Source organism: Robbsia andropogonis, from assembly GCF_034047095.1.
Taxonomy (GTDB): Bacteria; Pseudomonadota; Gammaproteobacteria; order Burkholderiales; family Burkholderiaceae; genus Robbsia; species Robbsia andropogonis.
Genome location: NZ_CP139170.1, coordinates 2,491,285 through 2,515,804 on the forward strand (window position 1 = coordinate 2,491,285; position 24,520 = coordinate 2,515,804).

24 protein-coding genes are annotated in these 24,520 nt (G+C 59.6%); 13 read left to right on the plus strand and 11 right to left on the minus strand.

The annotated features are described in order from the left end of the window. Nucleotides 1-116 precede the first annotated feature (116 nt). The 8 genes from SJQ66_RS24370 to SJQ66_RS24405 all read left to right on the plus strand — a co-directional run bounded on the left by SJQ66_RS24370 (nt 117) and on the right by SJQ66_RS24405 (nt 6,852). Nucleotides 117-1,046: a LysR family transcriptional regulator gene (locus tag SJQ66_RS24370; protein ID WP_024901300.1), complete on the plus strand. Its 930-nt coding sequence runs from the start codon at nt 117-119 to the stop codon at nt 1,044-1,046. Nucleotides 1,047-1,168: 122 nt separating this feature from the next. Further along, nucleotides 1,169-1,663 (plus strand): cupin domain-containing protein, encoded by a 495-nt coding sequence (locus tag SJQ66_RS24375; protein WP_320534646.1) that lies wholly within the window; start codon nt 1,169-1,171, stop codon nt 1,661-1,663. Between the two features lie 35 nt (nt 1,664-1,698). After that, entirely contained in the window at nt 1,699-2,718 is a 1,020-nt protein-coding gene (locus tag SJQ66_RS24380; protein ID WP_320534647.1) for a hydroxyquinol 1,2-dioxygenase, read from the plus strand. A gap of 32 nt (nt 2,719-2,750) precedes the next feature. After that, entirely contained in the window at nt 2,751-4,217 is a 1,467-nt protein-coding gene (locus SJQ66_RS24385) for an aldehyde dehydrogenase family protein (protein WP_024901303.1), read from the plus strand. 7 nt (nt 4,218-4,224) lie between these two features. Then, on the plus strand, nt 4,225-5,292 hold the full coding sequence (locus tag SJQ66_RS24390) for a maleylacetate reductase (RefSeq protein ID WP_024901304.1): 1,068 nt from the start codon (nt 4,225-4,227) through the stop codon (nt 5,290-5,292). A 31-nt stretch (nt 5,293-5,323) separates the two neighbouring features. After that, a complete protein-coding gene (locus SJQ66_RS24395; protein ID WP_407691520.1) occupies nt 5,324-6,196 on the plus strand; it encodes an intradiol ring-cleavage dioxygenase in 873 nt (290 codons plus the stop codon). 5 nt (nt 6,197-6,201) lie between these two features. After that, nucleotides 6,202-6,513 carry a YciI family protein gene (locus SJQ66_RS24400; protein WP_024901306.1) on the plus strand — a complete coding sequence of 104 codons (312 nt, stop codon included), beginning with the start codon at nt 6,202-6,204 and terminating at the stop codon, nt 6,511-6,513. A gap of 6 nt (nt 6,514-6,519) precedes the next feature. Continuing rightward, nucleotides 6,520-6,852 (plus strand): Rieske (2Fe-2S) protein, encoded by a 333-nt coding sequence (locus SJQ66_RS24405; protein ID WP_253465362.1) that lies wholly within the window; start codon nt 6,520-6,522, stop codon nt 6,850-6,852. A 79-nt stretch (nt 6,853-6,931) separates the two neighbouring features. On the opposite strand, the gene SJQ66_RS24410 is transcribed toward SJQ66_RS24405, so the two are convergent. Continuing rightward, complete coding sequence (locus SJQ66_RS24410; protein WP_320534649.1) at nt 6,932-7,420, minus strand: flavin reductase; 489 nt, start codon at nt 7,418-7,420, stop codon at nt 6,932-6,934. A gap of 488 nt (nt 7,421-7,908) precedes the next feature. Here SJQ66_RS24410 and SJQ66_RS24415 point away from each other — a divergent pair, with 488 nt between their 5' ends. The 4 genes from SJQ66_RS24415 to SJQ66_RS24430 all read left to right on the plus strand — a co-directional run bounded on the left by SJQ66_RS24415 (nt 7,909) and on the right by SJQ66_RS24430 (nt 12,449). Beyond that, nucleotides 7,909-8,760: a fumarylacetoacetate hydrolase family protein gene (locus SJQ66_RS24415; protein WP_024901309.1), complete on the plus strand. Its 852-nt coding sequence runs from the start codon at nt 7,909-7,911 to the stop codon at nt 8,758-8,760. Nucleotides 8,761-8,801: 41 nt separating this feature from the next. Then, complete coding sequence (locus tag SJQ66_RS24420; RefSeq protein ID WP_024901310.1) at nt 8,802-9,449, plus strand: NADPH-dependent F420 reductase; 648 nt, start codon at nt 8,802-8,804, stop codon at nt 9,447-9,449. Between the two features lie 315 nt (nt 9,450-9,764). Then, nucleotides 9,765-11,063 (plus strand): MFS transporter, encoded by a 1,299-nt coding sequence (locus SJQ66_RS24425; RefSeq protein ID WP_253465365.1) that lies wholly within the window; start codon nt 9,765-9,767, stop codon nt 11,061-11,063. Between the two features lie 570 nt (nt 11,064-11,633). Next, nucleotides 11,634-12,449: a helix-turn-helix domain-containing protein gene (locus SJQ66_RS24430; RefSeq protein ID WP_320534650.1), complete on the plus strand. Its 816-nt coding sequence runs from the start codon at nt 11,634-11,636 to the stop codon at nt 12,447-12,449. A gap of 20 nt (nt 12,450-12,469) precedes the next feature. On the opposite strand, the gene SJQ66_RS24435 is transcribed toward SJQ66_RS24430, so the two are convergent. From SJQ66_RS24435 to SJQ66_RS24465, 7 genes are all read right to left on the minus strand, one after another. Continuing rightward, nucleotides 12,470-13,303: a GntR family transcriptional regulator gene (locus SJQ66_RS24435; protein WP_024901313.1), complete on the minus strand. Its 834-nt coding sequence runs from the start codon at nt 13,301-13,303 to the stop codon at nt 12,470-12,472. 69 nt (nt 13,304-13,372) lie between these two features. Then, nucleotides 13,373-14,272, minus strand: a complete 900-nt coding sequence (locus tag SJQ66_RS24440) for an ABC transporter substrate-binding protein (RefSeq protein WP_320534651.1) — start codon at nt 14,270-14,272, stop codon at nt 13,373-13,375. 131 nt (nt 14,273-14,403) lie between these two features. Beyond that, a complete protein-coding gene (locus SJQ66_RS24445; RefSeq protein WP_320534652.1) occupies nt 14,404-15,309 on the minus strand; it encodes a dihydrodipicolinate synthase family protein in 906 nt (301 codons plus the stop codon). A 100-nt stretch (nt 15,310-15,409) separates the two neighbouring features. Continuing rightward, nucleotides 15,410-16,426, minus strand: a complete 1,017-nt coding sequence (locus tag SJQ66_RS24450) for a LysR family transcriptional regulator (RefSeq protein ID WP_024901316.1) — start codon at nt 16,424-16,426, stop codon at nt 15,410-15,412. 177 nt (nt 16,427-16,603) lie between these two features. Further along, a complete protein-coding gene (locus SJQ66_RS24455) occupies nt 16,604-16,804 on the minus strand; it encodes a hypothetical protein (protein WP_253465373.1) in 201 nt (66 codons plus the stop codon). Between the two features lie 152 nt (nt 16,805-16,956). After that, on the minus strand, nt 16,957-18,348 hold the full coding sequence (locus SJQ66_RS24460; protein ID WP_320534653.1) for an amino acid permease: 1,392 nt from the start codon (nt 18,346-18,348) through the stop codon (nt 16,957-16,959). Between the two features lie 151 nt (nt 18,349-18,499). Further along, nucleotides 18,500-19,438: a 2-hydroxyacid dehydrogenase gene (locus tag SJQ66_RS24465; protein WP_024901318.1), complete on the minus strand. Its 939-nt coding sequence runs from the start codon at nt 19,436-19,438 to the stop codon at nt 18,500-18,502. Nucleotides 19,439-19,821: 383 nt separating this feature from the next. On the opposite strand from SJQ66_RS24465, the gene SJQ66_RS24470 reads away from it, so the two are divergent. Further along, entirely contained in the window at nt 19,822-20,259 is a 438-nt protein-coding gene (locus SJQ66_RS24470) for a DUF2147 domain-containing protein (RefSeq protein ID WP_253465406.1), read from the plus strand. A gap of 89 nt (nt 20,260-20,348) precedes the next feature. Here SJQ66_RS24470 and SJQ66_RS24475 read toward each other — a convergent pair whose 3' ends face one another. The 3 genes from SJQ66_RS24475 to lpdA all read right to left on the minus strand — a co-directional run bounded on the left by SJQ66_RS24475 (nt 20,349) and on the right by lpdA (nt 24,435). Further along, nucleotides 20,349-21,362, minus strand: a complete 1,014-nt coding sequence (locus tag SJQ66_RS24475; protein ID WP_320534654.1) for a transposase — start codon at nt 21,360-21,362, stop codon at nt 20,349-20,351. Between the two features lie 281 nt (nt 21,363-21,643). After that, a complete protein-coding gene (zapE, locus tag SJQ66_RS24480) occupies nt 21,644-22,741 on the minus strand; it encodes a cell division protein ZapE (protein WP_046153950.1) in 1,098 nt (365 codons plus the stop codon). A gap of 266 nt (nt 22,742-23,007) precedes the next feature. After that, complete coding sequence (gene lpdA / locus SJQ66_RS24485) at nt 23,008-24,435, minus strand: dihydrolipoyl dehydrogenase (RefSeq protein ID WP_024901322.1); 1,428 nt, start codon at nt 24,433-24,435, stop codon at nt 23,008-23,010. Nucleotides 24,436-24,520 lie beyond the last annotated feature (85 nt).

Sequence of the window (24,520 nt, forward strand, 5' to 3'; positions counted from 1 at the left end):
GCCGGCGAACGAGGACACAACGCCAGTTGCGATGACGTCAAAATGTCGTCCCGCGACATACAGTTGATCCTTGGTCCATATACACTGACACTTTTGCGAACGACGAAAGGACCGGTATGGACCGCTTTCTGAGCATCGAGGCATTTGTGCGCGTGACCGAAGCGACAAGCTTCGCTGAGGCAGCCAGACAGTTGGGCGTGACCAGTTCCGTGGTGACAAAACGGATTCAGCAACTGGAGAAGTTCGTCAACGCACCCCTGTTTCATCGAAGCACGCGCCATGTCCGTTTGTCCGAGGTAGGTGAAGCGTTTTACCGCGAGTGCGCCGAGGTAGTGAGTCGCGTAAACGAGCTGACCGATCAAATGCGCGAGCTTCGTGCAACGCCTACCGGCCGACTTCGCATTCAAATGCTGCCCGGGCTCGCACTGGGCCATTTCGGCATTCCGATGGCGGAGTTCAATCGGCGTTATCCCGGAATTCAGCTCGACGTCATCGTCAACGATCGCGTTGTCGATCCGGTGGAAGAAGGATTCGATATCGCCTTTCAGATATTCCCCGCGATTTCGGATTCGCTCATCGAGCGGCGCTTGTTCACCGTCCGTCGCCTGTTTTGCGCCGCGCCGGCCTATATCGCAGCACATGGTGCGCCACAACATCCACGCGACCTGCTACAGCACACCACGGCGCTCTATTCGGGATATCCCTCACGCAACCGATGGACGCTCACGCGCGGTGAAGAGGTCGTGGAAATGGAACTGCCCGGCATGATTCGATCCAATTCGGTCCATCTGCTGAGCGACTATGCCCGTACCGGCAGTGGCGTCGTGTGCCTGCCGACGCTGGTGGCGAGCGCTTCGCTGCTCGATGGCTCGCTCGTCCCGGTATTGACCGAGTATCGCCTTTCATCCTTGAGCTGCGCCGCCGTCTACCCCTCTACACAGCGGCAATCCTTGAAGGTCAAGGCATTGGTCGAGTTCCTCGCGGAATACCTCGGTCCTGAACCTTCCTGGGATGTACCGTTGATTGCGCGCGGCTGGGTCTGCTGAGCACGGCACGACGATTATTCGCGAAACACAAATGCCGTAGTCGCCATCACGCAGGTTGTTACCGTGCCCGCCTGCTCCTACAGTTGACGCTAACGATGCTTCGATAAAAATAGGAGACAACAGTGAACGATTCGGCATTCCGCACCGTCTTTGGCTCGTTGGACAATTACCGCAAGGGAAGTGTCGAAATCACGAGTGGCAGCGCTCGCGATTACGCCTTCTCCAACATCTTCGAGGTGGCGTCGCAGTCGTCCCCCTACGAAAAAGTCGTGGTTGGCAAGAACCTTGAATATGTCATCGAAGTGCTCCGCACAGAGGGGCGTTCGGCGTGGTTTGCCTGCGCGCACGACGAATTCACGATCGTGATGGACGGGGAGGTGCGAATCGAGTTCATCAAGCTCGACACGCCGCCCATAACCGGACAGGGAACCGTTCACGCGGGGGAGGAGCCCGCAGGTCGCCGCATGGGACATGTCATTTTGGGCAAGGGACATCAAGCCATGCTGCCCGCCGGTTGCGCCTATCGTTTCACGGCGCAGAAGCCCGGTGTCGCACTTGTGCAGACCGTTCTGGGCGAACTATCGGTCGAGAAATGGGCGGACGTCTGCCTGCATTGACATTACTCCCTCGCACACTTTCAGGAGACCACGCTATGGCTACCCTCGAGACAAACGACTCATTCATCGGTTTCGCCGCGGACACCGTGCGCGCAACCGATCCTGACGCGATCACCGGTTATCGACAGTTTACGTTAGGTGCGTTCGAATTCCAGCGCGATGAATATTTTGTGAAAATCAACTGGCCGGCAAAAGGTCAGATCCGTACCCATTCCGTTCCGGCGGATGCCTTTCTACGCGCGATGATGCGGGATGTCGCGTGGGGGTTCTTCTATGGATGGGTCAATTTCGACCATGTCTTCGGCACGCGAAACCACTACGGCAAGGTCGATGTGTATGCCGGCACGTTCAACGGCATCATGAAGGACGCCGGCGTCGATTACATCGAGACGTTCGAAACACCCACCATCATGGCGACGTTCAAAGCCATCCTGCATGACTGGACCAACGAGGGCTTCGACCCGTTTGCCGCGCCACAAGAAACGGGCACCGCTTTTGGTCGAAAGCATGGCGACAACACCGCGGCAATCGAACGCACTCGCATCGCCACGCGCAGAATGCCCGGCCTCGAGGGCGATTCTCCTTTGCGGGATGACCTCCCTGTCAACCGGGCATTCCGCGATGTGACGCAGGACGAGCCGGAAGTCCATGTCGAGCCCGGCTTCGAGGGGGAATTGCATGCGTTCAATCTATTCAAATATCTGTCACGCTCCGATGTGACCTGGAATCCGTCCGTCACGTCGGTCTGTGGCCGCAGCCTTTTCTGCCCCACGACCGAAGAATTCATTCTTCCGGTATTCCACGGCAACGACCGGGTCGAATGGTTCCTGCAGTTATCCGACGAAATCGTCTGGGATATTGGAGACAAGAACACCGGGGCGCCGCGCGCGCGTATCACGATGCGCGCCGGCGATATCTGCGCAATGCCGGCCGACATCCGACATCAGGGATATTCAACGAAGCGATCGATGTTGCTCGTATGGGAAAACGCCACCCCGGACCTACCGCAGCGATATGAGAGCGGAGAGTTCAGCCCGTACCCGATTTCGTTCTAACGCGCGCGCTCGCAATAACCCCAGGATGATTCATGCAAACCCAGCTCTTCATCGACGGTCGCTTTGTCGACGCCGTCGACGGCGACACCATCGACGTGCTCAATCCTCATGACGGCTCGCTCATCACGAGAATTGCAGCAGCCAATGCCAACGACGTTGACTTGGCTGTCGAAGCCGCGGCGCGCGCGTTCCCGAAATGGTCAGCCATGGCGGCAGCGGAGCGCGGGCGATTATTGTTACGCCTTGCCGATGCCATTGAGCAGAACGCGGAAGAACTCGCCCAGCTCGAGTCGCTGGACACGGGGCACCCCATTCGTGACTCGCGACGTCTCGACGTGCCGCGCACAGCCGCTTGCTTTCGGTATTTCGGCGGTATGGCCGACAAGCTGCAAGGCTCCCTGATACCGGTCGAGCCCGGGTTTCTGAACTATGTGCAGCGTGCGCCTATCGGTGTCGTCGGTCAGATCGTGCCCTGGAATTTTCCACTTATGTTCACGAGCTGGAAAATGGGGCCTGCACTCGCTGCGGGCAACACCGTGGTACTAAAGCCATCTGAAATCACGCCGCTGTCAACGCTACGCATCGTCGAGCTCATGGCTGAGGTCGGCTTTCCGGCAGGCGTTGTCAACATCGTTCCCGGGTATGGGCACACCGCCGGTCAAAGACTTGCCGAGCATCCCGGCGTGGGCAAGATTGCATTTACCGGTTCGACAGTCACCGGGCGGCGCATTGTCGAAGCCTCTCGCGGTAATCTGAAGCGTGTGCAACTGGAGCTTGGCGGCAAGGGCGCGAACATCGTCTACGAAGACGCCGACCTCGATGCCGCGATCAACGGCGCCGCGTGGGCCATCTTTCATAACCAGGGGCAAGCGTGTATTGCCGGCTCTCGCTTGGTGCTACATGAACGCATCGCGGATGCATTTCTGGAACGCTTCGTCGCGCTGGCTGCATCCATTCGCGTGGGTAACCCGCTCGACCCAGATACGGAAATGGGTCCGCTTACCTCCCGGCCCCATCTCGAGCGCGTACTCGCATTCGTGGACATCGCACGCGAGCAAGGCGGCCAGGTCCTTACAGGCGCAAGCACACCGGACAATGCGGCACTCAAGAACGGGTATTACATCCGTCCAACGGTTATCGAGGCAAAGCGTGCCTCGGATCGGGTGGCGCAAGAAGAGGTATTCGGACCCTTCGTGACCGTGCTGCGGTTCCGCAACGACGACGAGGCACTTGCCATCGCGAATGCGACGGAGTACGGACTCGGGAGCGGTTTATGGACGCGCGACCTGACGCGCGCGCATAAGACGGCATCGCAGATCCAGGCAGGAATGTGCTGGATCAACTGCTACAAGCGCGTCAACCCCGGTAGTCCGTTTGGTGGCGTGGGACAATCCGGATATGGTCGTGAGATGGGCTTCGAGGCCATGCACGACTACACGGAAGCACGTTCTGTCTGGGTCAATGTCGACGGTTACGTGCCGCCACATTTCTCGCGCTGAGGTCGGCATGGAGGCCTTTGTCTATCAGGGGACGCCGTCCCGTGTAGTTTTCGAATACGGTGCGCTGGCAAAGCTTCCCGAGGAAGTGACCAGGCTGGCGGCACGGCGCGCCCTTATCCTGTCGACACCCGAACAGTTACCGCTTGCAAACCGGGTGAAAGACATATTGGGTGCGCGCGCCGCCGGTGTATGCGCGCAAGCCGTCATGCACGTACCGGCGGAAGTTGCCCATGCGGCGTGCGAAATGGCCAGAGACCTCGAAGCGGATTGCTGCGTGGCGATTGGTGGCGGCTCGACGATCGGACTCGGCAAGGCGATAGCACTCACGTCCCCCCTTCCGATCATCGCGATACCGACGACATATGCAGGCTCGGAGATGACGCCGATTTTCGGCATCACGGAAGGACGTCTGAAACGGACGGGCCGCGACGCTCGCGTCTTGCCTCGTACCGTATTGTATGACCCTTCATTGACGCTTTCCTTGCCCGCGGGAATTTCCGCGGCATCGGGCATCAACGCCATGGCGCACGCCGTTGAAGCGTTGTACGCGGAGGATGCCAATCCCATCATCGGCCTGTTGGCGGAAGAGTCGATTCGCGCTTTGGGAGCATCATTACCCAAAGTCGTCGAGTCTCCCGGTGACGTCGAAATGCGAAGCCGCGCTTTATATGGTGCATGGCTTGCGGGAACCTGCCTGGGCTCGGTCGGCATGGCATTGCATCATAAGATCTGCCATACGCTCGGCGGCACATTCAACTTGCCTCACGCCCAGACACACGCCGCCATGCTGCCGCATACCGCTCACTACAATCACCACGCGGCACCCGCGGCGCTGCGCAAGGTGGCCAGCGCCCTGGGCGGCACGCGACCCGAGCAGGCAGGTCAGCGTATATTCTCACTGAATCAGCAACTGGGTATTCCCGTTGCACTGGCCGATATCGGCTTGCCGGAGAGCGCACTCGACGAGGCTGCCGAACTAGCATGCAAGAACCCCTATGCCAACCCTCGCCCCATCGAGCGCGTGGCGATTCGTCAGCTATTACAGGATGCCTGGGAGGGGCGATTGCCGCAATAAACCAGAACGGGGTGGATAGATGGAGCGTGACGTGGCATCTGAAAAACGACAAAGTGAAAGCGCACTGACCGAACAGGTCATTGCCAGCTTCAAAAGCACGCCGGACGCGCGTTTGCGAAGCGTGATGCAACATCTGGTCCGACATCTCCATGCATTCGTGCGAGAGGTCGAACTCACCGAAGCGGAATGGATGGCGGCTATCCGCTTTCTTACCGAGACAGGCAAGATGTGTGATGACGTGGTTCGACAAGAATTCATTCTCTTGTCGGATACCCTGGGCGTCTCGATGCTCGTGGACGCGATTAACCATCGCCATGGGGATAACGCGACAGAAACGACCGTATTCGGTCCTTTCTACATCGAAGGCATGCCAGAACGCGCATATGGCGAAAATATGGCCTTGACGCCCGGAACACCAACCATCGTGCGGGGTCGCGTATTGGACGCGGATGGCAATCCCTTGGCAGGCGCGGTTCTAGACGTATGGCAAACAGCGGAGAACGGCATGTATTCGGGACAGGACACCCGTCAGCCGCATGCGAATCTCCGGGGGCGCTACCGGACAGACGCCGACGGGCGCTACGCCATCACCACGATCTTGCCCGTCAGCTATCCCATTCCGACCGACGGGCCGGTAGGCCGGATGTTACAGGCAACCGGCCGGCATCCATGGCGCCCCGCTCATCTGCATTTCATGATCGATTTACCCGGGTATCGCAAGCTGGTGACGCATCTATTTGATAAAAACGACGCTTATCTGACATCCGATGCGGTCTTCGGTGTCAAAGCGTCGCTGGTGGTCGCGTATCGCGAATGCCCCGGGAATGATGAACTGGCCCGGCAGTTCCAACTCGTCGGGCCTTACCGTGAAGCCTATTACGATTTCGTTCTTGATCGGAGCTGAATAACATGTCCCGCTTTTATGCTGTCTTCGCCACAGACAAGCCGGACATGCGAGAAGTCCGTGAACGGGTGCGCCCGAGCCATCGAACCTATTTGCGCAGTGCGGCACAGGACGGTGTCTTTGTACGGCTCGGCGGCCCGACTTTGGCACCACATTGCAATGTCATGAATGGCACGTTGCTGGTGGTCGAGGCGGACGATATCGATGCCGTAATGCAATTCGTCGGAAATGACCCGTACATGAAGGAAGGTCTGTTCGCGCGCGTGGAAGTACGTCCCTGGGACTGGAGCCTCGGCAATCCCGAGCGCCGGGTGTAAGCGATCATGCATCGAGACCCATTATGTCTCATCGGCGAGGTCCCGGATGGCGGTGCCCGCATCATCAACGAAGACAGTGACGGCCGCGCGTTGGTGGTGCTCCGTCGCGGTCAGCAAGTCTGGGCTTATGTGAACCGTTGCCCGCACTTTTCGATTCCGCTCGATTTCGAACCCGGAAAGGTGCTGTGCTACCGGTCCCAGGTGGTGATGTGTGCGCACCATAGCGCGCTATTCAGATTCGAGGATGGGCGGTGCATCGAAGGTCCGTGCGAGGGCGCCACGCTGGAGGCGATACCGGTCGAAGTCGACACGTCGGGGTGGGTGGTGTTCGCCCGATAGCCGCTTCGCCATCGAAACGAGACGGCCTCGTGTCACCCGCTGATGCCCGTGCGCAATGCCATGATACGGCGTTGCCAACTCATTTCTGCAACGCAAGTGCGTGATATTTCCGCCCGTAATACGCCAGGCCCGAATGTTCGTCCGGGGCAATCCTCACCGCGGCGATAGCGCAGAAGAAAATACTGTGCGTCCCTGCCTCGACGGTCTGGACGATACGAGCATCAAAATTCACCAACGCATTGTCCAGCGTTGGCGCACCTGTCTCCAGCACGCTCCACTGATCGATCTGAAAGCGTTCCTGAACCGTTGCCGCACTTGCAAACGTCCTGGATACCTGTTCCTGATCTGCTGTAAGCACATTGACACATAGCACGCCATTGCCATTGAACACTGCGTGCTGGCGGCTATTTCGATTCATGCACACCAGCAGCATGGGAGGGTCGTCTGTCACGCTACAGACTGCCGATGCCGTGAAACCGCCACGGCCGGCAGGGCCGTCCGTGGTAATGACGGTTACCGCCCCGATGAGCCGAGACATGGCTTCGCGAAAGTTGAGTTGGTCAATCATCTTGGTGTCCGCGACGTATGGTGGAGATACTGCGCGGGCGTATGGATTTGAACGTACAGCGCGGCGATAGCAAGTACTGTCATGACACCCTCGGCAGATCTATCGCCGAGAGACATCGCGTCAGAACGGCCCACCCAGCTAAGGGAAGACTAGCGCGTGGAGAGACCATGGAACAAGTCCATCCCCCATGCTGTCCGGCGTGTGTATCGCCGATTCGGGTATACGCAGATGACGGCCCCGTTTCGGGCGTTTCCTGCCAGAAAAACTGATATCCCCAAAAAAAATCATGCGTCGTCCGCCACGCGATCGGACCACCGACGACACGCGGCTGGAACACACGGGACCGGGTGCCGGCATCTCCCGACGGTCCAAGATACACAGACCGGACAGCACCGTGCGCATGCTTGTTCATTGGCAGTCTCGCGCGCTAGTCTTCTTTCACCCAGTGCATACGCCCTATCCGTTGCTAAAAACATGTGAGAGAGACAATGAAGCTGCTGAGTTTTGAAGTGGACGGTTCGCAGAGGTTCGGTGTATGGGTCGGAGATGGTGTGGTCGACCTGACGCAACGCTTCGGGAGTCAATATCCCGATTTGCTGAGCGTGTTGCAAGCCGGGGTGCTGCCCGAGATCGCCGCGACAGTCAAGGACGTAAAACCCGACTTCACCGCGGAGCGCATTACGTTTCTGCCCGTCATCCCAAAGCCACCAAAGATTATCTGCATCGGCATCAACTACGAAGAGCATCGTACAGAGATCCAGAGGGAACCTACGCTCAAGCCACCGGTATTCGGTCGTTTCACTAATTCCCAAATAGGTCATCTTGGCGTGATTCCCGCTCCTCCGGAGTCCGAGAAACTGGACTACGAGGGAGAAATCGCCGTCATCATCGGTAAAGCGGGCCGACGCATTCCTCTGGATCAGGTCTGGACGCATGTCGCCGGTTATGCGCCGTACAACGATGCATCGGTCCGCGACTGGCAGGGTCATACGCATCAATGGACGCCAGGCAAGAACTTTTGGCGTACCGGCGGATTCGGACCTTGGATGAGCACGGCCGACGAGTTCGGCGATGATCCCGAGCTGCATCTCAGCACGCGATTAAACGGCGTGGAGGTTCAGCGCGCGACGAGCCGGCAGATGATCTTTTCGATTGCCGAACTGATCACGTATTGCTCGACGTTCACGGAGCTCGAGCCGGGCGATGTCATCGTGACCGGCACACCAGGCGGTGTGGGCGTACGCCGCAAGCCACCGCTTTTCATGAAGGATGGCGACGTGGTCGAAGTGGAAATCTCGGAAATCGGCGTGCTTCGCAACGTCGTTGAACGCGAAGCGTAAGCAAAGCGCTTCCTCAGCTAATCGTAAAGGATAAGAATATTATGAATATCGGCATTCTGGGCGCTGGGAAAATGGCGCAAATGTTAGTACCCAAACTGGTGTCCGGCGGTCATCGCGTCATCATTAGCAACTCCCGGGGACCGGCATCGTTGCAGACCCTGGTCGAGCAACTGGGCCCGGGTGTACGCGCGGCGGACGCGAAACAGATGCTCGCCGATGCCGATGTGGTCATTCTCGCCACGCCATGGGAGAAAACATCCGCCGCGGTGGCCGCTGCCGGCGCATGGACCGGGAAAATCGTGATCGACACCACCAACAACCGCCGTGGTCCTCGCCCGGAGGATCTTATCGATATCGGTGGCCGCGGTTCCAGCGAGGTGGTCGCGGAGAAGCTTCCAGGCGCGCATGTGGTGAAAACCTTCAACTACGAACCGATTCCGGTTTTTGCCGCGGGTCTTCCGCCCGAGGGTGACAGCGGTGCGATCTTCTTTTCGGGGGACGATGCGCAAGCCAAGGCAACGGTGGCACAACTGATCCGAGACATCGGTGGTGAGCCGATCGATGCGGGTTCGCTGGCCGACGGAGGCAAACTGCATGGCATGGGAGGGCCACTTTCGCTCAAGATGAGATTGCTTGCCCCCAAGGAAGCGCAAGCGCTACTGAACACGGCGCGTCATGGCGATAAGTGACTAAACGGCGCATCGAGGCGCGTCGCAACGGTAGGTGCGGTTGTCAGGGTGGTGCACACCCGTTTGTGCCAGCCTGGGCCGCCGTTGCCGTACACCGTCGACTTGGCGTGAGCAACGCGACGAGGTTGACGCATTGTCAGATGGCGGACGATCCATCATTCCGATAAGCCTCCGAAGAGGCGTGTGTCTGCGAATGATGGCATTGCGTTGCGTTATTGGCGGTGCGGCGCATGCCGTTGCGTTGTACCCTCCCCCCATTCGCTCCGCCACGGCCTAGTGATGGGATAGACCTTCGTTTTGACTGGCAGACCCCTTATGACAACAAGTTTGCAATCTCGTTGGATTGTCCTGGGCGCGCTGTCGTTCATGATGTGCGTGAGCATGGCGCTACCCATCTACGGCGGCAGCGTCCTCGGCACCTATATGACGGCCAATCTGCACTGGGAACGCAGCACACTCGGACTGCTTATCGCAGCGAACATGGCCGCGAACGGTCTCTGCGCGCCGTTCGTCGCCGCACTGACGACAAGGATTGGCGTGCGCTGGTGCCTGATCATCGGCTGTATTCTGATGGCGGCGGCGGCAATCGCGCTAGGCACCTTGGTAACGGCTCCGTGGCAAGCGGCGCTGGCATTTGGGGCCATTGGCATAGCCGCGACATTCGCCAGCGTGATTCCCTGTCAGACAGCGGTAGCCGCATGGTTCGGCTACCGACGGGCTTTCGCATTATCCGTGCTCTATGCCGCCATGGGGATCGGCGGCTTCGTCTTCGTGTGGCTGGTGACCTGGGCGATTCAGGGTTCAGGGGTCGGTTACCGCATGGGGTGCTGGGTATTCGTCGGGTTTGCCGTTCTAGGACTCTTCGTCGCTCTGATCTTTGTACGCGACAAGCCGCGTGAAGAGCAATTCGAAGCGTGGGAGAATGCCGATCGCGAATACCACTCCACCCTGAAATTTCCGCCTCCGAAAGAAGCCACCGGAGAGGCGCCGCGGTTCCGGGAGGTACTATGGTCCCCGGCGTTATGGGCAATCTATTACAGCATGTTTGCCACCACCTGCGGGTCAGCGTTCGTCATTGCGCATGCGCAAGCCCATTTACGCGATATCGGACATTCGCCGGTAACAGCCGCCGCGACCATCTCGATCATCTCGGCAGCCATGGTGGCAGGCAATTTTGGCATTGGATCGATCGCACAGCGCATCGGCCCCAGGCGAGCCTATTTCGGCGCCTTGGCATTGTTCGCACTTGGCCTTTTCACATTGATCTACGCGAAAGGCTCACTGGGTCTGTATGGGTACGCCGTCTTCTACGGTCTAGGGTTCGGTGCGGCACAAGTAGGCCCGATGGTATTACTGAGCACCTATTGGGGTGTCCAGGTGTTCCCGATGCTGACGGCGCTCGGACTACTGATTCAAACGGCAGGCGCGGCGGTCAGCCCGATCGCGGCGGGTATCTATTTCGACAGGGCCGGTCGCTATCAACCGGTCATTATCGTCATCGTCATGATGGCAGTGGTCGCAATGGTCCTGCTACGCCTCATCGGTCCACCAAAGTCCATAAAAGCCGCTGAAGGGCCCGCTGAAGAATACTACCCCCCCTCGAGGAATGCATGAGGCAACGATGTCGATGGCGCGCGTGACGAGGCAGATCGAATCGGCAAATGGCTAAACCTCACGGTACCCGCGCCTGACGCTTTCAGCACGCGCCGGATGGCACCACTCGCTCCGGCAAGCGGCGCCTATCACGTAGCCTGCCTTTCCAACCCCAGGCTTTCGAGCCAGACCCACGGCACGTGCTTGCTGCAATGCAAAACGTCGTCGGCATGCCTGCTGCGTTATCCCGGTCACGGATTGCCCCCCCTCTTCTCTCCTCCCTTAAACACCTCGTTTCGCGCGCCGACGCGCGCGTCTTCGCGCCTGCCTTACAACGACCTCGCGGCGCCATTCCAAGAAGGCATGATGCACGATCTGCAATCATTCCAAGACGCATCCCCGTGATCGGGGCTGATGCCAATAGCTGGAAAAAGGCAGCCGTGATAAAACGTTTCTATTATTTATCGTGAGATACGACGCAATCACCTTGCCTAGGTCATGGCGCCAGGGAAAAAGCACATCGGCATGTCCATGGCTTGCGAGGCAAGGTGCGTGAAGGTCGGTTGAATTCATTGGACTGGTGGGGGGGAAATGGCAACGCGACTGCGGACCCTTGATCGTGGCCTTAACGTTCTGGGCTATCTCAATAAAGTAAGAACCGCTTCGGCACAAGAAGTCGCCAAAGCACTCACGTTACCCTTGCCAACGGTTTACCGCATTATCGAAACGCTTGCCCATGGCGGTTTTATCGAGCGCGTGCATCCGGATGAAAATATCTATCGACTGACGATAGCGGTGCGTCGTCTGAGTGGGGGAGTCACGTGTGAATCCGTATTCGTCTCGGTGGCAACACCGATACTATTTCGGCGCAGGCAACAACTGAAATGGCCAAGCGCCGTATCCACTTTCGAGGATGACAGCATCGTCGTGCGCGAAAGTACCGACCGCTTCAGTCCCCAGTCGATTGGATTAGGGGCCGTCGGCCGGCGAATCCCGATGTTGTCGACACCACTGGGATGGGCTTATCTGGCGTTTGCTCGCGACGAGCAGCGACATGAGATTTTGGCGCACCTACGCAAGTCACAGGCACCGGAAGATCGCGTGGCGCGGGACCCGCACCACATCATTCACATGATTCGCTCGGTTCAAGTGAACGGGTATTGTGCCTCCGACGAAGTACCGTATAAACGTTGCAGCAGTATCGCATTGGCGGTGTTATCCCAAGGCAGGGTGTTCGGCTGCATCAGCACCGTATGGCCCTTCTCTTTAATTGCGCAAGAGGCAGCCATCTCGCGCTGCCTGCCGGTATTGCGAGAAGCGAAGGCGGAAATAGAACATGGCCTTGAAACAGCGGGAATCGACTGGCAGGCCACACCACGGCATGTCCCGATGCAAATCAGCCTTTGATTACAGCAAATCGGCGACGGTCAGCCGGTAATCGCGTGGATCACATCATCCTGCAGTCCACGGATGTGTTGCAGCATCGCGTGGCGTGCCATCGCGCCGTCCCGGGCACGCAGCGCCGCCACGATGGCGAGGTGCTCGATATGATTTTCCTGTTGGCGATGCAAGGTGCTGCTGACGCGGAACAAGCGCGCGTTGAGCCGCATATCCAGGATCAATTGCACCAGGACCGCGTTTCCCGACGCCTCGGCAATGGTGCGATGCAGTAGATCGTCCACCTCACGATGCGCCGCGGCAGCATGCGGCAGATGCTCGACGGCATGCACCCGTGCCTCGAGCATATCCAGCGTGGCAACGCTCAGGCGCTGCACGCCCCACTCGATCGCCTGCGCTTCCAATGTCTCGCGCACGCGCATGCTTTCGAAGAATTCGCGCGACGACACGGTGCGTACGGAAAAGCTACGCGCACCGGCTCGAATCAGCAGTCCTTCACCCGTCAGGCGCAACAGCGCCTCGCGAATGGGCGTGCGCGACATGGCGAGGCGATCTGCCGCCCGTTGCTCGTTAAGCAGGTCCCCAGCGCTCAATTGACTGTCGAGAATCATGTCCCGAAGCTGCCGATAGGCACGCTCACTGAGGCTGATGCGCCCAACCGCGCCCAACGGACCCGAGAAAGCATCAGGCACGTCCGACTCGGCACCCGCGCGCATCATCCGCTGCACACGCCGGGAATCGGTCCCGGGCACCGGTACGTCATCCGGTGTGGCCGCGCCCACCTGCTGTCGTGCTTTTATCAGCCCTTCCCGTCCAGCCATCGTTTTCCGCTCTCGTGTCGGCACACCGTCGTATCGCGTCATTGTGCCGTATCCTCGAGCGGAATGCGCACGAAAAAGACCGTGCATCCATCGAAAGCCTGCCTTGAGGACTCAAGGCTGGGCGATGGCGATCGGCGTGGTGAATGGTTGCATGCCGTACCGGGAAAACAATTTCGCATAGCTGCCGTCCTGCTGCATCTCGTCGAGCACCTTGGTGATAGCCTGCGCCAATACCGCTTGTTTTGCCGCCAGTGCAACCGGTGTCGGCGCGATACCACTCAACGCTCGCGTGAAGCCGTCTTTCTGCTGGTAACCGCCCGCCACCGCATCGATCGACACGACGGCGTCCACCTGTTTCGCCGACAACGCCTGGTACGCCACCGCATAGGAGTCAAATGTCCGCAATGTGAAGGGGGACAGGCCGCGATCCTGCATGTCCTTGATCATCTTGCGCGCCTGCGCTTCTTCAAAACCGCCGATCTCCACGCCCACCGTCTTGCCCGACAGGTCATCCGTCTTCACAATCTTCAACGGATTACCCTTTGCCACGGATAGGCTGATCGCCTGGTTCTCGTAAGGAATCATCTGCATGATTTTCTTGCGCGCATCGGTGACGAAGATCCCGGTGTTGATCACGTCCCATCGGCCGGCCTGCAACCCGGGGACCATCGCGTCGAAATCGATCTTCACATACTCCGGCTTCAGGCACAGGCGCTTGGCAATCTCTTCGCCCAATTCGATTCGCATGCCCTTCAATGCACCGTTACCGTCGATATACTGAAGCGGTGGCAGCGTGGGGTTCGTCGACATGACCAACGTACCCGCCTTGATCAGCGCGTCGGCCGGCACCGGCGACACACAGGCCGCCTGCGCGGTCGCACCGATGAACCCCACCACAACCGCCATGCTCCCCTTCACCGCCACCCGCCACATCCGGCCCGCGCTTTCACTCCATGTCCGCTGCTGCATCATCCACTCCTTATTAAGAGGAATCCTTACGATAAGATCCATCACCCACGCATGCAAGATGCATTCCGGGCCACCCATCATCCGCCGCGATCCTGCCTGGCGGCATCAGCCCTGTACCGACCCACGACGACCACATCCTTTGCGGCGCTGCTGTGGTCCGAGATCAGCGCCCGTCATCGATCGCGTAGCGAGCCAATCACGCCCAATACGTCGAGGTCGTCACGCAGCGCGAGCCTGTCGGCCTCCGTCAATGGCAGCCTCGGCGCGCGCGGATTGCCGCACGGCAACCCCATCATCTCCAGCCCGGCCTTCGACGCGCTAACATACCGATGGCCACCCACCCACCGAACAATCGGCAGGATCTTGCGGTAAATCGCCAGGCCGGCATCGATGTCCTTGTCCAGCGCTGTCCGTTCAAACAACTCGGCGGACAGCTTCGGCAGCAAGTTCGAACATACCGCCACCCAGCCGCGCGCGCCCACGCACATGGACTCGTAACCGAGAATGCCGGCGAACACGGTCATCCGATCTCCGCAAGCCTCCACGATGTCGCGCACCCGCGTGACTTCCAACGTCGACTCCTTGATGTAGCAGACGTTATCGATCCGGGAGAGCCGCGATACCAGATCAGGCTTCATGTCGACATTCGCGGTGGCGGGGTTGTTGTAGATCATGATCGGCAGGTCGATCGCCTCGCCGATCGCGCGATAGTGTGCAAACAATTCGTCTTCAGTGGGCGTGCTGTAGAACGGCGGGATCACCATCACGCCATCGGCACCGAGTTCCTGTGCTTCCTTGGCGCGCGCGACCGCATCGTCGGTCCACTCCATGCCGGTACCTAACAGAACGGGTACCCGTCCTGCCGCGGCATCGATCACGGTTTGCGCCACCAGGATGCGCTCATCGTCCTTCAGCGACAGGAATTCGCCCGTACTGCCCAACGGAATCACACCGTGAATGCCCTCTTCGATCTGCCAATTCACCAGCTTGCGCAGTGCCGGAACGTCAACCTGTCGACCGTCCTCGGTAAAAGGGGTGATCAGGACGGTGTACGTGCCTTGAAACGCGGTATGAGCCATGACGGCATACTCTCTACAAATGCATATGATATGCATATCATTTGTATACAAATATCACGCGTCAAGTGGAATATGAGGTATCGGCCGTTGACCTGACGGGTCAGACGGTAAGCGTCACCAGCTCGGCACCGAGTTTTTCCGCATAGTTGCGGACCGATTCCCGCGCGATTTCGACAAGACGTTCGGTCCAATCGGTACCGGAACGCCAAGCAATGACGAACGGCAACGGTGGAGGCGCCGTCAATCCGGTCAGCATCCGCAATTCACCGCTCTGCAAGCGACTCTGCACCAGGACAGGTGGCATGGCGGCCACGCCGAAACCGGCTTGCGTCAATTGGATCATCGCCGCTACCGAATTGACGCAACTGACACGCGATTCGCTGATGCCATATGACTGCATCAGTCGTAGCAGGTCCTGATGTGGCCGCGAGTGCCGGGAATAGGTGATGAGTCGCTCACGGCCAAGAATACGCAGACCAGCGGTCGGATCTGGTGGCGCGCCCGCCGCGGTCCGTTTCCGCCGCCCTTCCAACGCAGGCGCCCCCGCAGCGTCCATCGCGCCGACACCGCGCAGCCACGTATCGACATCGGTCACGACATTGCTGTGGGACGCAGCGATCCAACTGACCGGTAATTGCAACAATTCCATGCTGCGAATGGTTTCATCGCGCAACATATCGGTCTGGATGACGATATCAAGCATGCCGCGCCGCAGTTGCTCGTTGAGTGTCAGCGCGGTATCCGATGTCACCTCGATATCGAGATTTGGATAATGCGCCATGACATCCGCGACAAAATCGACAAACCAGGAATGCACCGCGCTGTCCATCGCGCCTACGCGGATCGTGCCGAATGCCTGCTTTTCGTCATGCAGGGACGCACGCAGGCGCGTCATCGATTCGGCAACCTGCTCGGCATGCAATAACACCCGTTCACCGGCACGGGTCAGTTTGACGCCTTTCGGATCGCGGGTGAATAATTTGCTGCCCAACTCCTGTTCCAGCACGGAAATACGACTGGAAATGGCGGCCTGCGTCGAATGCAATTTATCGGCGGCCAGACTGAAGCTGCGCAGCTTCGCGACCCAGATAAAAGTTTCCAGGAATTTGAGATTCACGTTGGTCCGAGGTCGATACGGGCGCACGCCACCCAGACGCGGCATGTCTGCCCTGGCGTTGGCCCGGCCCAAGCACCATGACAGCCCCCGAGCCTCCAAGCAGACGGTGCCTGCAAGCGCGCCGACGAGCCCACATTATAGGCGCGCCTTCATCGTTGACGCGCACGCGTCGCGCGCTCAGTCCGCGGCGATCATCACCTGGCACTCGCGCGGGTGCCGCATGGCGAACGTGTCGACGCGTGCGGCACGCACATCCAGGATCAGCCGATCCAAAACCGCCAACTCCCCGTTCGCCATCGCTTGGCGGCCGGCCGGGGATTCATCGAACGTTTTACGGCGAATCTCGATCAGCCACGCGATCACCGCCTTGCGCGACATGAAAAGTTTTTCCATCTGATTACGTACCAAGCCGCCATCGCAATGTCAGAAAAGGTCTGGCATCGGGCCAAGACAGAATGGTATCGCAGATGCTTCTATCGTGCGCGCCATGGACAAAATAATTGCCACGGCGGTAACTTCGTCGCGGTCAGCTACGAACGATGCACGCCGCTTGCGTGCCGGCGACGGCGTCGAATCAGATAGGCCGACGTCAACGCCGCGAGCCACAGCGGGATCAACCAGACCGATAAACGCGTCTGCGCATCACGCCACAACACAACCAGTACCAGGGCCATGAATGCCAGGGTGACGAGATTTGTCAGCGGATAACCGATGCTGCGAAATGTGGTGCGCTTCCCCTGGACGGCCTTGCATCGACGGAAACGCCAATGCGTGACGCTGATCATCGCCCAGTTGATCATCAACGCCGATACAACGAGCGCCATCAGCAGCGCCAGCGCCTTGCCGGGCATCACGTAGTTCAACACGACACAGATCGCGGTGGCCGCCGCGGACACGCCCAGTGCCGCGAACGGAATGCCACGGCGATCGACGCTGCCGAACCAGCGTGGTGCCCGCCCTTGCCCCGCCATGCCGTGCAGCATCCGGCTGTTGGCATACACGCAACTGTTATACACAGACAAGGCGGCGCTCAACACGACGAGGTTCAGTACATCGGCCAGGTAGCGATTACCCAGCGCGCCGAAGATCATCACGAAGGGACTGTCGCCGATGGCAACCCGACGCCACGGATAAAGTGCCAGCAGAATAGCCAGCGCACCGACGTAAAACACGAGAATGCGATAGATCACCTGATTCGTCGCTTTCGGGATACTGCGACCCGGATCCTCGGCTTCCGCGGCAGTAATACCGACGAGTTCCAGACCACCAAACGAAAAGATGATGATCGCCAGCGCACCGACAAGGCCGCCCACGCCGTGCGGAAAAAAGCCACCGTCGCGCCAGAGATTGGCGACACTGGCCTGCGGCCCCCCCTGCCCGCTGAACAGCAGCCAGCCGCCAAAGGCAATCATCGCGAGGATGACGCTGACCTTGATCAATGCGAACCATAACTCCACCTCGCCGAACGCCTTCACGTGCAACAGGTTCAGTCCGTTGATCAGGACGAAGCAGATCGCGGCGGCCACCCAGGTGGGTAGGTGCGGCCACCAGTAGTGCAGGTAGACACCCACGGCGCTCAGTTCGGCCATACTGACGAGAACATACAGCGTCCAGTAATTCCACCCGGCGATATAGCCGGCCACATCGCCGCAATACTTACCGGCGAAATGACTGAACGACCCCGACACCGGCTCGTCGACCACCATCTCGGCCAACTGCCGCATGATGAAAAATGAGACGAGCCCGGCAATCGCGTAACCCAGCAGAACAGCGGGACCGGCCAGTGCAATCGACTGCGCAATGCCCAGGAAAAGCCCGGTTCCCACCGCACCGCCCAAGGCAATCAGCTGAATATGGCGGTTTTTTAAACCGCGGTGAAGTGACGGCGCCGTCTTATCGGTGCGTGTCTGCCCATTCGTCATCGTGTGCCGCCTTGCTGGCGCATCGGTGACGTCGGTTCCCAACGCGAGGACGATGCGCAAAAAGCAGCTATTGTCTCGCAGCCCACCGCGCCTGAGAACGATTAAATGCTCAGATTAAACCTAGAAGGCGACGGTGGCGCCGCCTGCTCCGTCAGTAACCCCGGGAACGGTCGAAGCGATGCCCCATCGGCGCACCTGTCATATGCGCCTGAATCGTCTTCGCGGCCTGCCGGACCTTGGCCTTGCGCGAAGCATCGGATGCCACATGCGGGGTGATGATCACGTTCGGGTGGCACCACAGCGGATCGTCCGACGGCAGCGGCTCCACCTTGAATACGTCGAGTATCGCCGCGCCCACCTGACCGCTATCGAGTGCCGCCAGTAACGCACCGGTGTCGAGTTGTGCGCCGCGTCCGGCATTGATCAACCCCGCGCCGCGCGGCAGCTTGGCCAACAACGCCGCATTAAGAATGTCCTTGGTTTGCGCGGTGTCAGGCAATAGGTTGACGACAATCCGGGCCTGAGCCAAAACGCGGTCCAATCCGTCCTCGCCGTCATAGCACGCCACGCCAGGCAAGGTTTTTTTCGTACGCGACCAGCCCAGCACCGGAAAACCGTTGGCGACCAGGCGTGCCGCGGCGACGCTACCTAATTCGCCCAGCCCCAGCATCGCCACCGGCGTCTCGCTCGCGAGTGTCCCCAATCGCGCTTCGTCCCAACGCCCCGCGCGCTGCGACGAAACCAGTTGCGGCAGTTCCCGCAGCAGCGCATAACTGGCCATGGTGACGAAGTCCGCCATGCGCGCCGACGTTTCCCCGGTCACCATGCGGATAATGTCGAGATGCGCCGGCAGGGCCGTATCGGCGAGGATATGGTCGACGCCGGCAGCGGTGCTCAAAACCAGTTGCAGGTTCGGATACTGCGCCAGACGACCAGGCGTCGGCTCCCAGACCAGCACGTAACGCACCGCCAGGGGATCGATATCGGGATCGTCCCAACCCTTCACCGTGAGTTCAGGAAGGCATTCGGCAAACAACGCCTGCCATTCGGGAAGCGCGGCCTGCCCGCCAGATTTTACCAACAACACCATCGTCGTCTTTCTCCCTATCGATTGAAGGAACTGCATCGGATCGAACCACGTATCGGATGCCGTCTCGCTGGCATGCGCGTTGCGCGATGACGCTGAATAGGCAGTGTAACGTCGACAATTTCGCGGGACAAACCCTTAGCCTGGATCGACCGGAAAGGTTTCTAGACCAATCGCGGGACGCCGCGCCGACCCGCGGGCACCGTTCTGTCGTATGCTTTCTCTCGTTTGCCTGCCTTTAGGAGCACAGCGGTATGTCCTTGATCCACGTCTCGCCCTCGTCGGCCATGGCCGCCCCTTCCCTTCCCGCCACCACGCACCCATCGCAGCGCCGGACCGCCGGCATCGCGCTATCCGCGCTCATCGTGTTCGGATTGTCCGGTGCAATGCCATCGGCACAAGCGCAAACGGCGGCGCCTACCATGGCCGCCGCCCCTTCGGCGACTGCGACGCCGATCGGAATCTGGAAGACGATTGATGACGCAACGCGTGAACCGCGGGCGCTGATTCGCATCTATACGGAACCGGACGGGTCATTGTCCGGGAAGATCATCAAGGTGCTCGACAAGGATGCCAATCCCGAAAAACGCTGCGACGAATGCACCGATGATCGAAAGAACCAATTGATCCAAGGCCTGCGCATCATCGACAAGATGCGCGCCAACGGTGCGATATGGGATCAGGGGCGCATTCTCGACCCGGAAAATGGCAAACTCTACCGCTGCAAGATGTCACTGGAAGACGGCGGACGCAAGCTCATCGTGCGAGGGTATATCGGTGTGTCGCTGCTAGGGCGCTCACAGACCTGGTTCCGCGAGGAATAAAGCGGGGCAAAACCGGCATTGCACGGCACAGAACCGATCCACGGTATGCGGTGCCGCGCCGCCAAGCAAGGCGCCCGGCTACGGCGCGCCTACGCCGCGATAGGCTTGGCGCCGCGTCTTTCGCTCACCGCCTTTTCCACGGCCTTCCGGCGGCGCGGTGCGGCGCTGGCATGCCCCTGACGCGTGCCAGTCGCATGCGTTGCGCCGGCAAGCGGTCGCACGACATCTGCATGGGCGACCCGCTCCCGGGTCGCGCCGTTGCGACCGGGCCCGCGATTTTCCACACGCTTTGCCACCAGTGGCTTGGCGCTGCCCTTTGACTTGGCCGCCTTTACCCCTGCCCCTCGGGCCGCAGACTTCACAGCCGTCTTTCGCGCCGCCGGTGCTGCCGGCGTCGCGTGTTTTGCGACACGGCCCGGAGCACCCTTTGCCATCGCCTTCACGCCGGATTTCGAGGCCGGCTTGGGCGCCGACTTCGGAGTCGCATTGACCGAGGCCTTTTGCGGCGTTGCGCGCTTCGCTTGCCTGGTTCGCGACGAAGACGGTTTACTCGACGGCGCCAACGCCTTTTGCGCCTTTACCGGTTTCATCACCTTTGGCGATTTGCGCGCGGGTGTCGATAAAGGCTGCGGCAATGCCCGCGCGCGCGCCTTTACGACGATCGGCTTTGCCGCCGGCCGGGCCGGTGCCCTCGGCGCCTTGTCGCCAGATCCACCTCTCACGCCATCGGGTGCCGCCTTGCCCTTGATAGCGCGATCAACGCCACCACGCGTTTCCCGCAACGCGATGCGTACACGTGCCGCTACCAGTGCAAGGAATTCCGGCGCGTCCTGGCTGAACAGCATGTTTGCCACTTTGTGCATCACACCGGCGTCATACCAGGCCTTGAAGCAGCGATGGCAGGTCTGATACGACGGATACTTGCGCGGCAGCATTTGCCACGATACGCCGGTTAACATGACGAACAGCGTCGCGTTCATGCACGCGCGCCGGTTCTTCATCGGCCGGCCCCGCGGATCGCGGTTCGATTGCGGCCTGCATTCTGGCAGCAAAGGCTCGACACTATTCCATTCCTGGTCGGTTATTTCCCGAAACGCTTTCATCCCTGTCTCCTAAATACGCGCACGGTTGGCGCACGCTGGTACCGATGCGCGACAGCACTGATTCCGTAACCTGTCGCGGCAATCTGTCCGAGAAACATTATCGGGATGCCGAAATTTTATAAATAGGATGCGTCGGAAACTACCGATGGTACGACAATGCTTCGCCTATATTGGATGAAAACGAGATTTTTGCACCTGCCGCCTCGAAGCAGGCGCGTTAAACGGGATAGGCTGAGAAGAAAAATGAGGAATATAAAGACTAGGCCAGGGAACAAATCCGCTCAGGTAAGCGACGTATCTACAATACGCCGTTCGGACTGCAAATATTCCTCCGATTGCATCTCAGTGATACGCGACACCGTGCGTGCGAATTCGTTTGCCATTGGTCCTTCGAGATAAAGCGACTCAGCTGGAACAGCCGCGGACATGATTAATTTGACGCGATGATCATAGAGCACGTCGATCAACCACGTAAAGCGTCGTGCCTCGGATGCCATGCGCGGGGGCATTTGCGGGACGTCGGACAAAAAGATCGTATGAAAACGCGCGGCCAATTCGAGATAGTCGTTTTGAGACCGCGGACCGCCGCATAGCGTGGCGAAGTTGAACCACACCACCGCGCCAGCGTGCCGCTGCGCCTTCAGCTCGCGCTTTTCAATATGCAGCACCGGACTTTCATCGGGCACCCCGGCCAGCTTTTGGAATGCATCGCGCATCGCCTTGTCCGCAGCCGCGTCCGCCGGCACGTGATAAGCCTTTACCTGCGATAACGTGCGCCGCCGATAATCGATGCCAGCATCCACATTGATGACGTCGAGCTTTTCCTTGATCAGGGCAATGGCAGGCAATAGCCGATCGCGGTGCAAACCATCGGGGTAGAGCGCATCCGGCGGGTAATTCGATGTCATCACGAATTGCACGCCACGTGCGAACAGCGGATCGAGCAACCGATGCAGCATCATGGCGTCGGCAACGTCGGATACGTGAAATTCGTCGAAGCAAATAAGCCGGAATCGCTTCGCGATCCGCGTCGCAAGCTCGTCCAGCGGATCGGCGCGGCCTTTCAGCGTTTCCAGTTCGCGGTGCACTTCACGCATGAACTCGTGGAAATGCAGCCGCGTTTTGCGCGCCAATGGCACGACCGTAAAAAAGCTGTCCATGAGAAAGCTTTTACCACGACCTACTCCGCCCCACATATACACGCCCTTCGGAAGCGCCGGCCGGTTGACCAGCCGCTTCAGGGCATTGGTACGCCGACTTTTGTATGCTGCCCAGTCGTCATAGCAGCGTTGCAAACGGGCGACCGCCGCACGCTGTGCTTCGTCTGACGTATAGCCGCGCTCCTGTAGCGCCTGTTCATAGTATTCGGTAACGTTCATCGGCCCCAGACTCGTTTCGTCTTGCTGTATCACATGCGTCATTGCATGCCAGGTCGCCACTTTCCACTGCGCTCAACGGCAGCTCGGATTGTAGTGCAAACGGAAAAAGGCGACCGGGGAGCTGCCCCCGACCGCCTTTTTCCGCACCGCCCCCATCGAGTAGCGCCATCGTCATATCGTATCCGAACCGCGACGACGGCACGCACTGCCGGCATGTGCCACTGCCGTCAGCCGCCACGCTGCAAACAGCATGTCGGCAGGACGCATTACATATTCAATGCACGCTTGTCGACTGCCAGTGCTGCTTCGCGCATCACTTCGGACAGCGAGGGGTGCGGGTGGCAGATGCGGCCGATATCTTCCGCGGCCGCCTTGAATTCCATTGCGACCACCGCCTCGGCGATCAAGTCCGATGCATTCGGCCCGACAATGTGCACGCCCAGGATCTCATCGGTCTTTGCATCGGCGATGACCTTGACGAAACCATCCGACTGACCGATCCCCAGCGCACGTCCATTCGCCATGAACGGGAATTGCCCCGCCTTGACCTCGCGGCCTTCCGTCTTCAACTGCTTCTCGGTCTTGCCGACCCATGCGATTTCGGGTGATGTGTAGATCACCCACGGAATGCAGTTGTAATCGATGTGCGGCTTCTGGCCATCGATGATCTCCGCCACGGCCACACCTTCATCTTCCGCCTTGTGGGCCAGCATCGGGCCACGCACCACGTCACCGATCGCATAGACGTTCGGCAGTGACGTTGCACAATGGTCATCCACCGGAATGAAGCCGCGCTCGTCTGCTTTCAGGCCGATTGCTTCCAGCCCCAGGTTATCGGTGTTCGGCACCCGCCCGACGGACACGATCAGGCGATCAGCTTCCAGCGTCTGCGCCTTACCGTCGCTATCTGTATAAGCAATCGACACGGCCTTGTCGCTGGCCTTGACCTCGCCGAGCTTCACGCCGAGATGGATCTTCAGACCCTGCTTTGTCAGCTGCTTGCTGGCTTCCTTGGCCAACGCGTCGTCGGCGGCACCCAGGAATGCGGGCAATGCTTCGAGGATCGTAACGTCGGCGCCCAGGCGGCGCCATACCGAACCCAGTTCCAGCCCGATCACACCGGCACCGATGACGGCCAGTTTCTTCGGTACGCTGTCGAACGCCAGTGCACCTTCATTGTCCGACACGATCTTGTTGTCCACCGGGATATTCGGCAGGTGACGCGCTTTCGAGCCGGTCGCGATGATGACGTACTTCGCCGTGACCGCTTCCTCGCTGTCACCGCTGACCTTGATCTGATAGCCGGCGTCGGATTTCCCGATAAAAGTGCCATGGCCCTTCAGCCAGGTGATCTTGTTCTTGCGGAACAGGAACTCGATCCCCTTCGTCATCTTCTCGACGATGCCGTCCTTTCGCCCATGCAGCTTCGCCAGGTCCAGCGAGACACCAGAGACATTGATACCGTGGTCACCGAGATGATGCGACGCCTTCTCGAACTCTTCCGACGATGCCAACAGCGCCTTCGACGGAATGCAGCCAACGTTCAGGCAGGTGCCGCCCAACTTCAGATCGCCCTTCGGGTTCTTCCACTTTTCGATACAGGCAACCTTCTTGCCAAGCTGCGCGGCACGGATCGCGGCGATGTAACCGCCGGGGCCGCCGCCGATGACGACAACGTCAAATTCCTGGGACATAACGCTCCTCTATGGTTTCTTCCTTGAGGCCGACCCGGCACGATGACACGCGCGCGAAGCGCGGGCACACCCACCACCGGGTCCG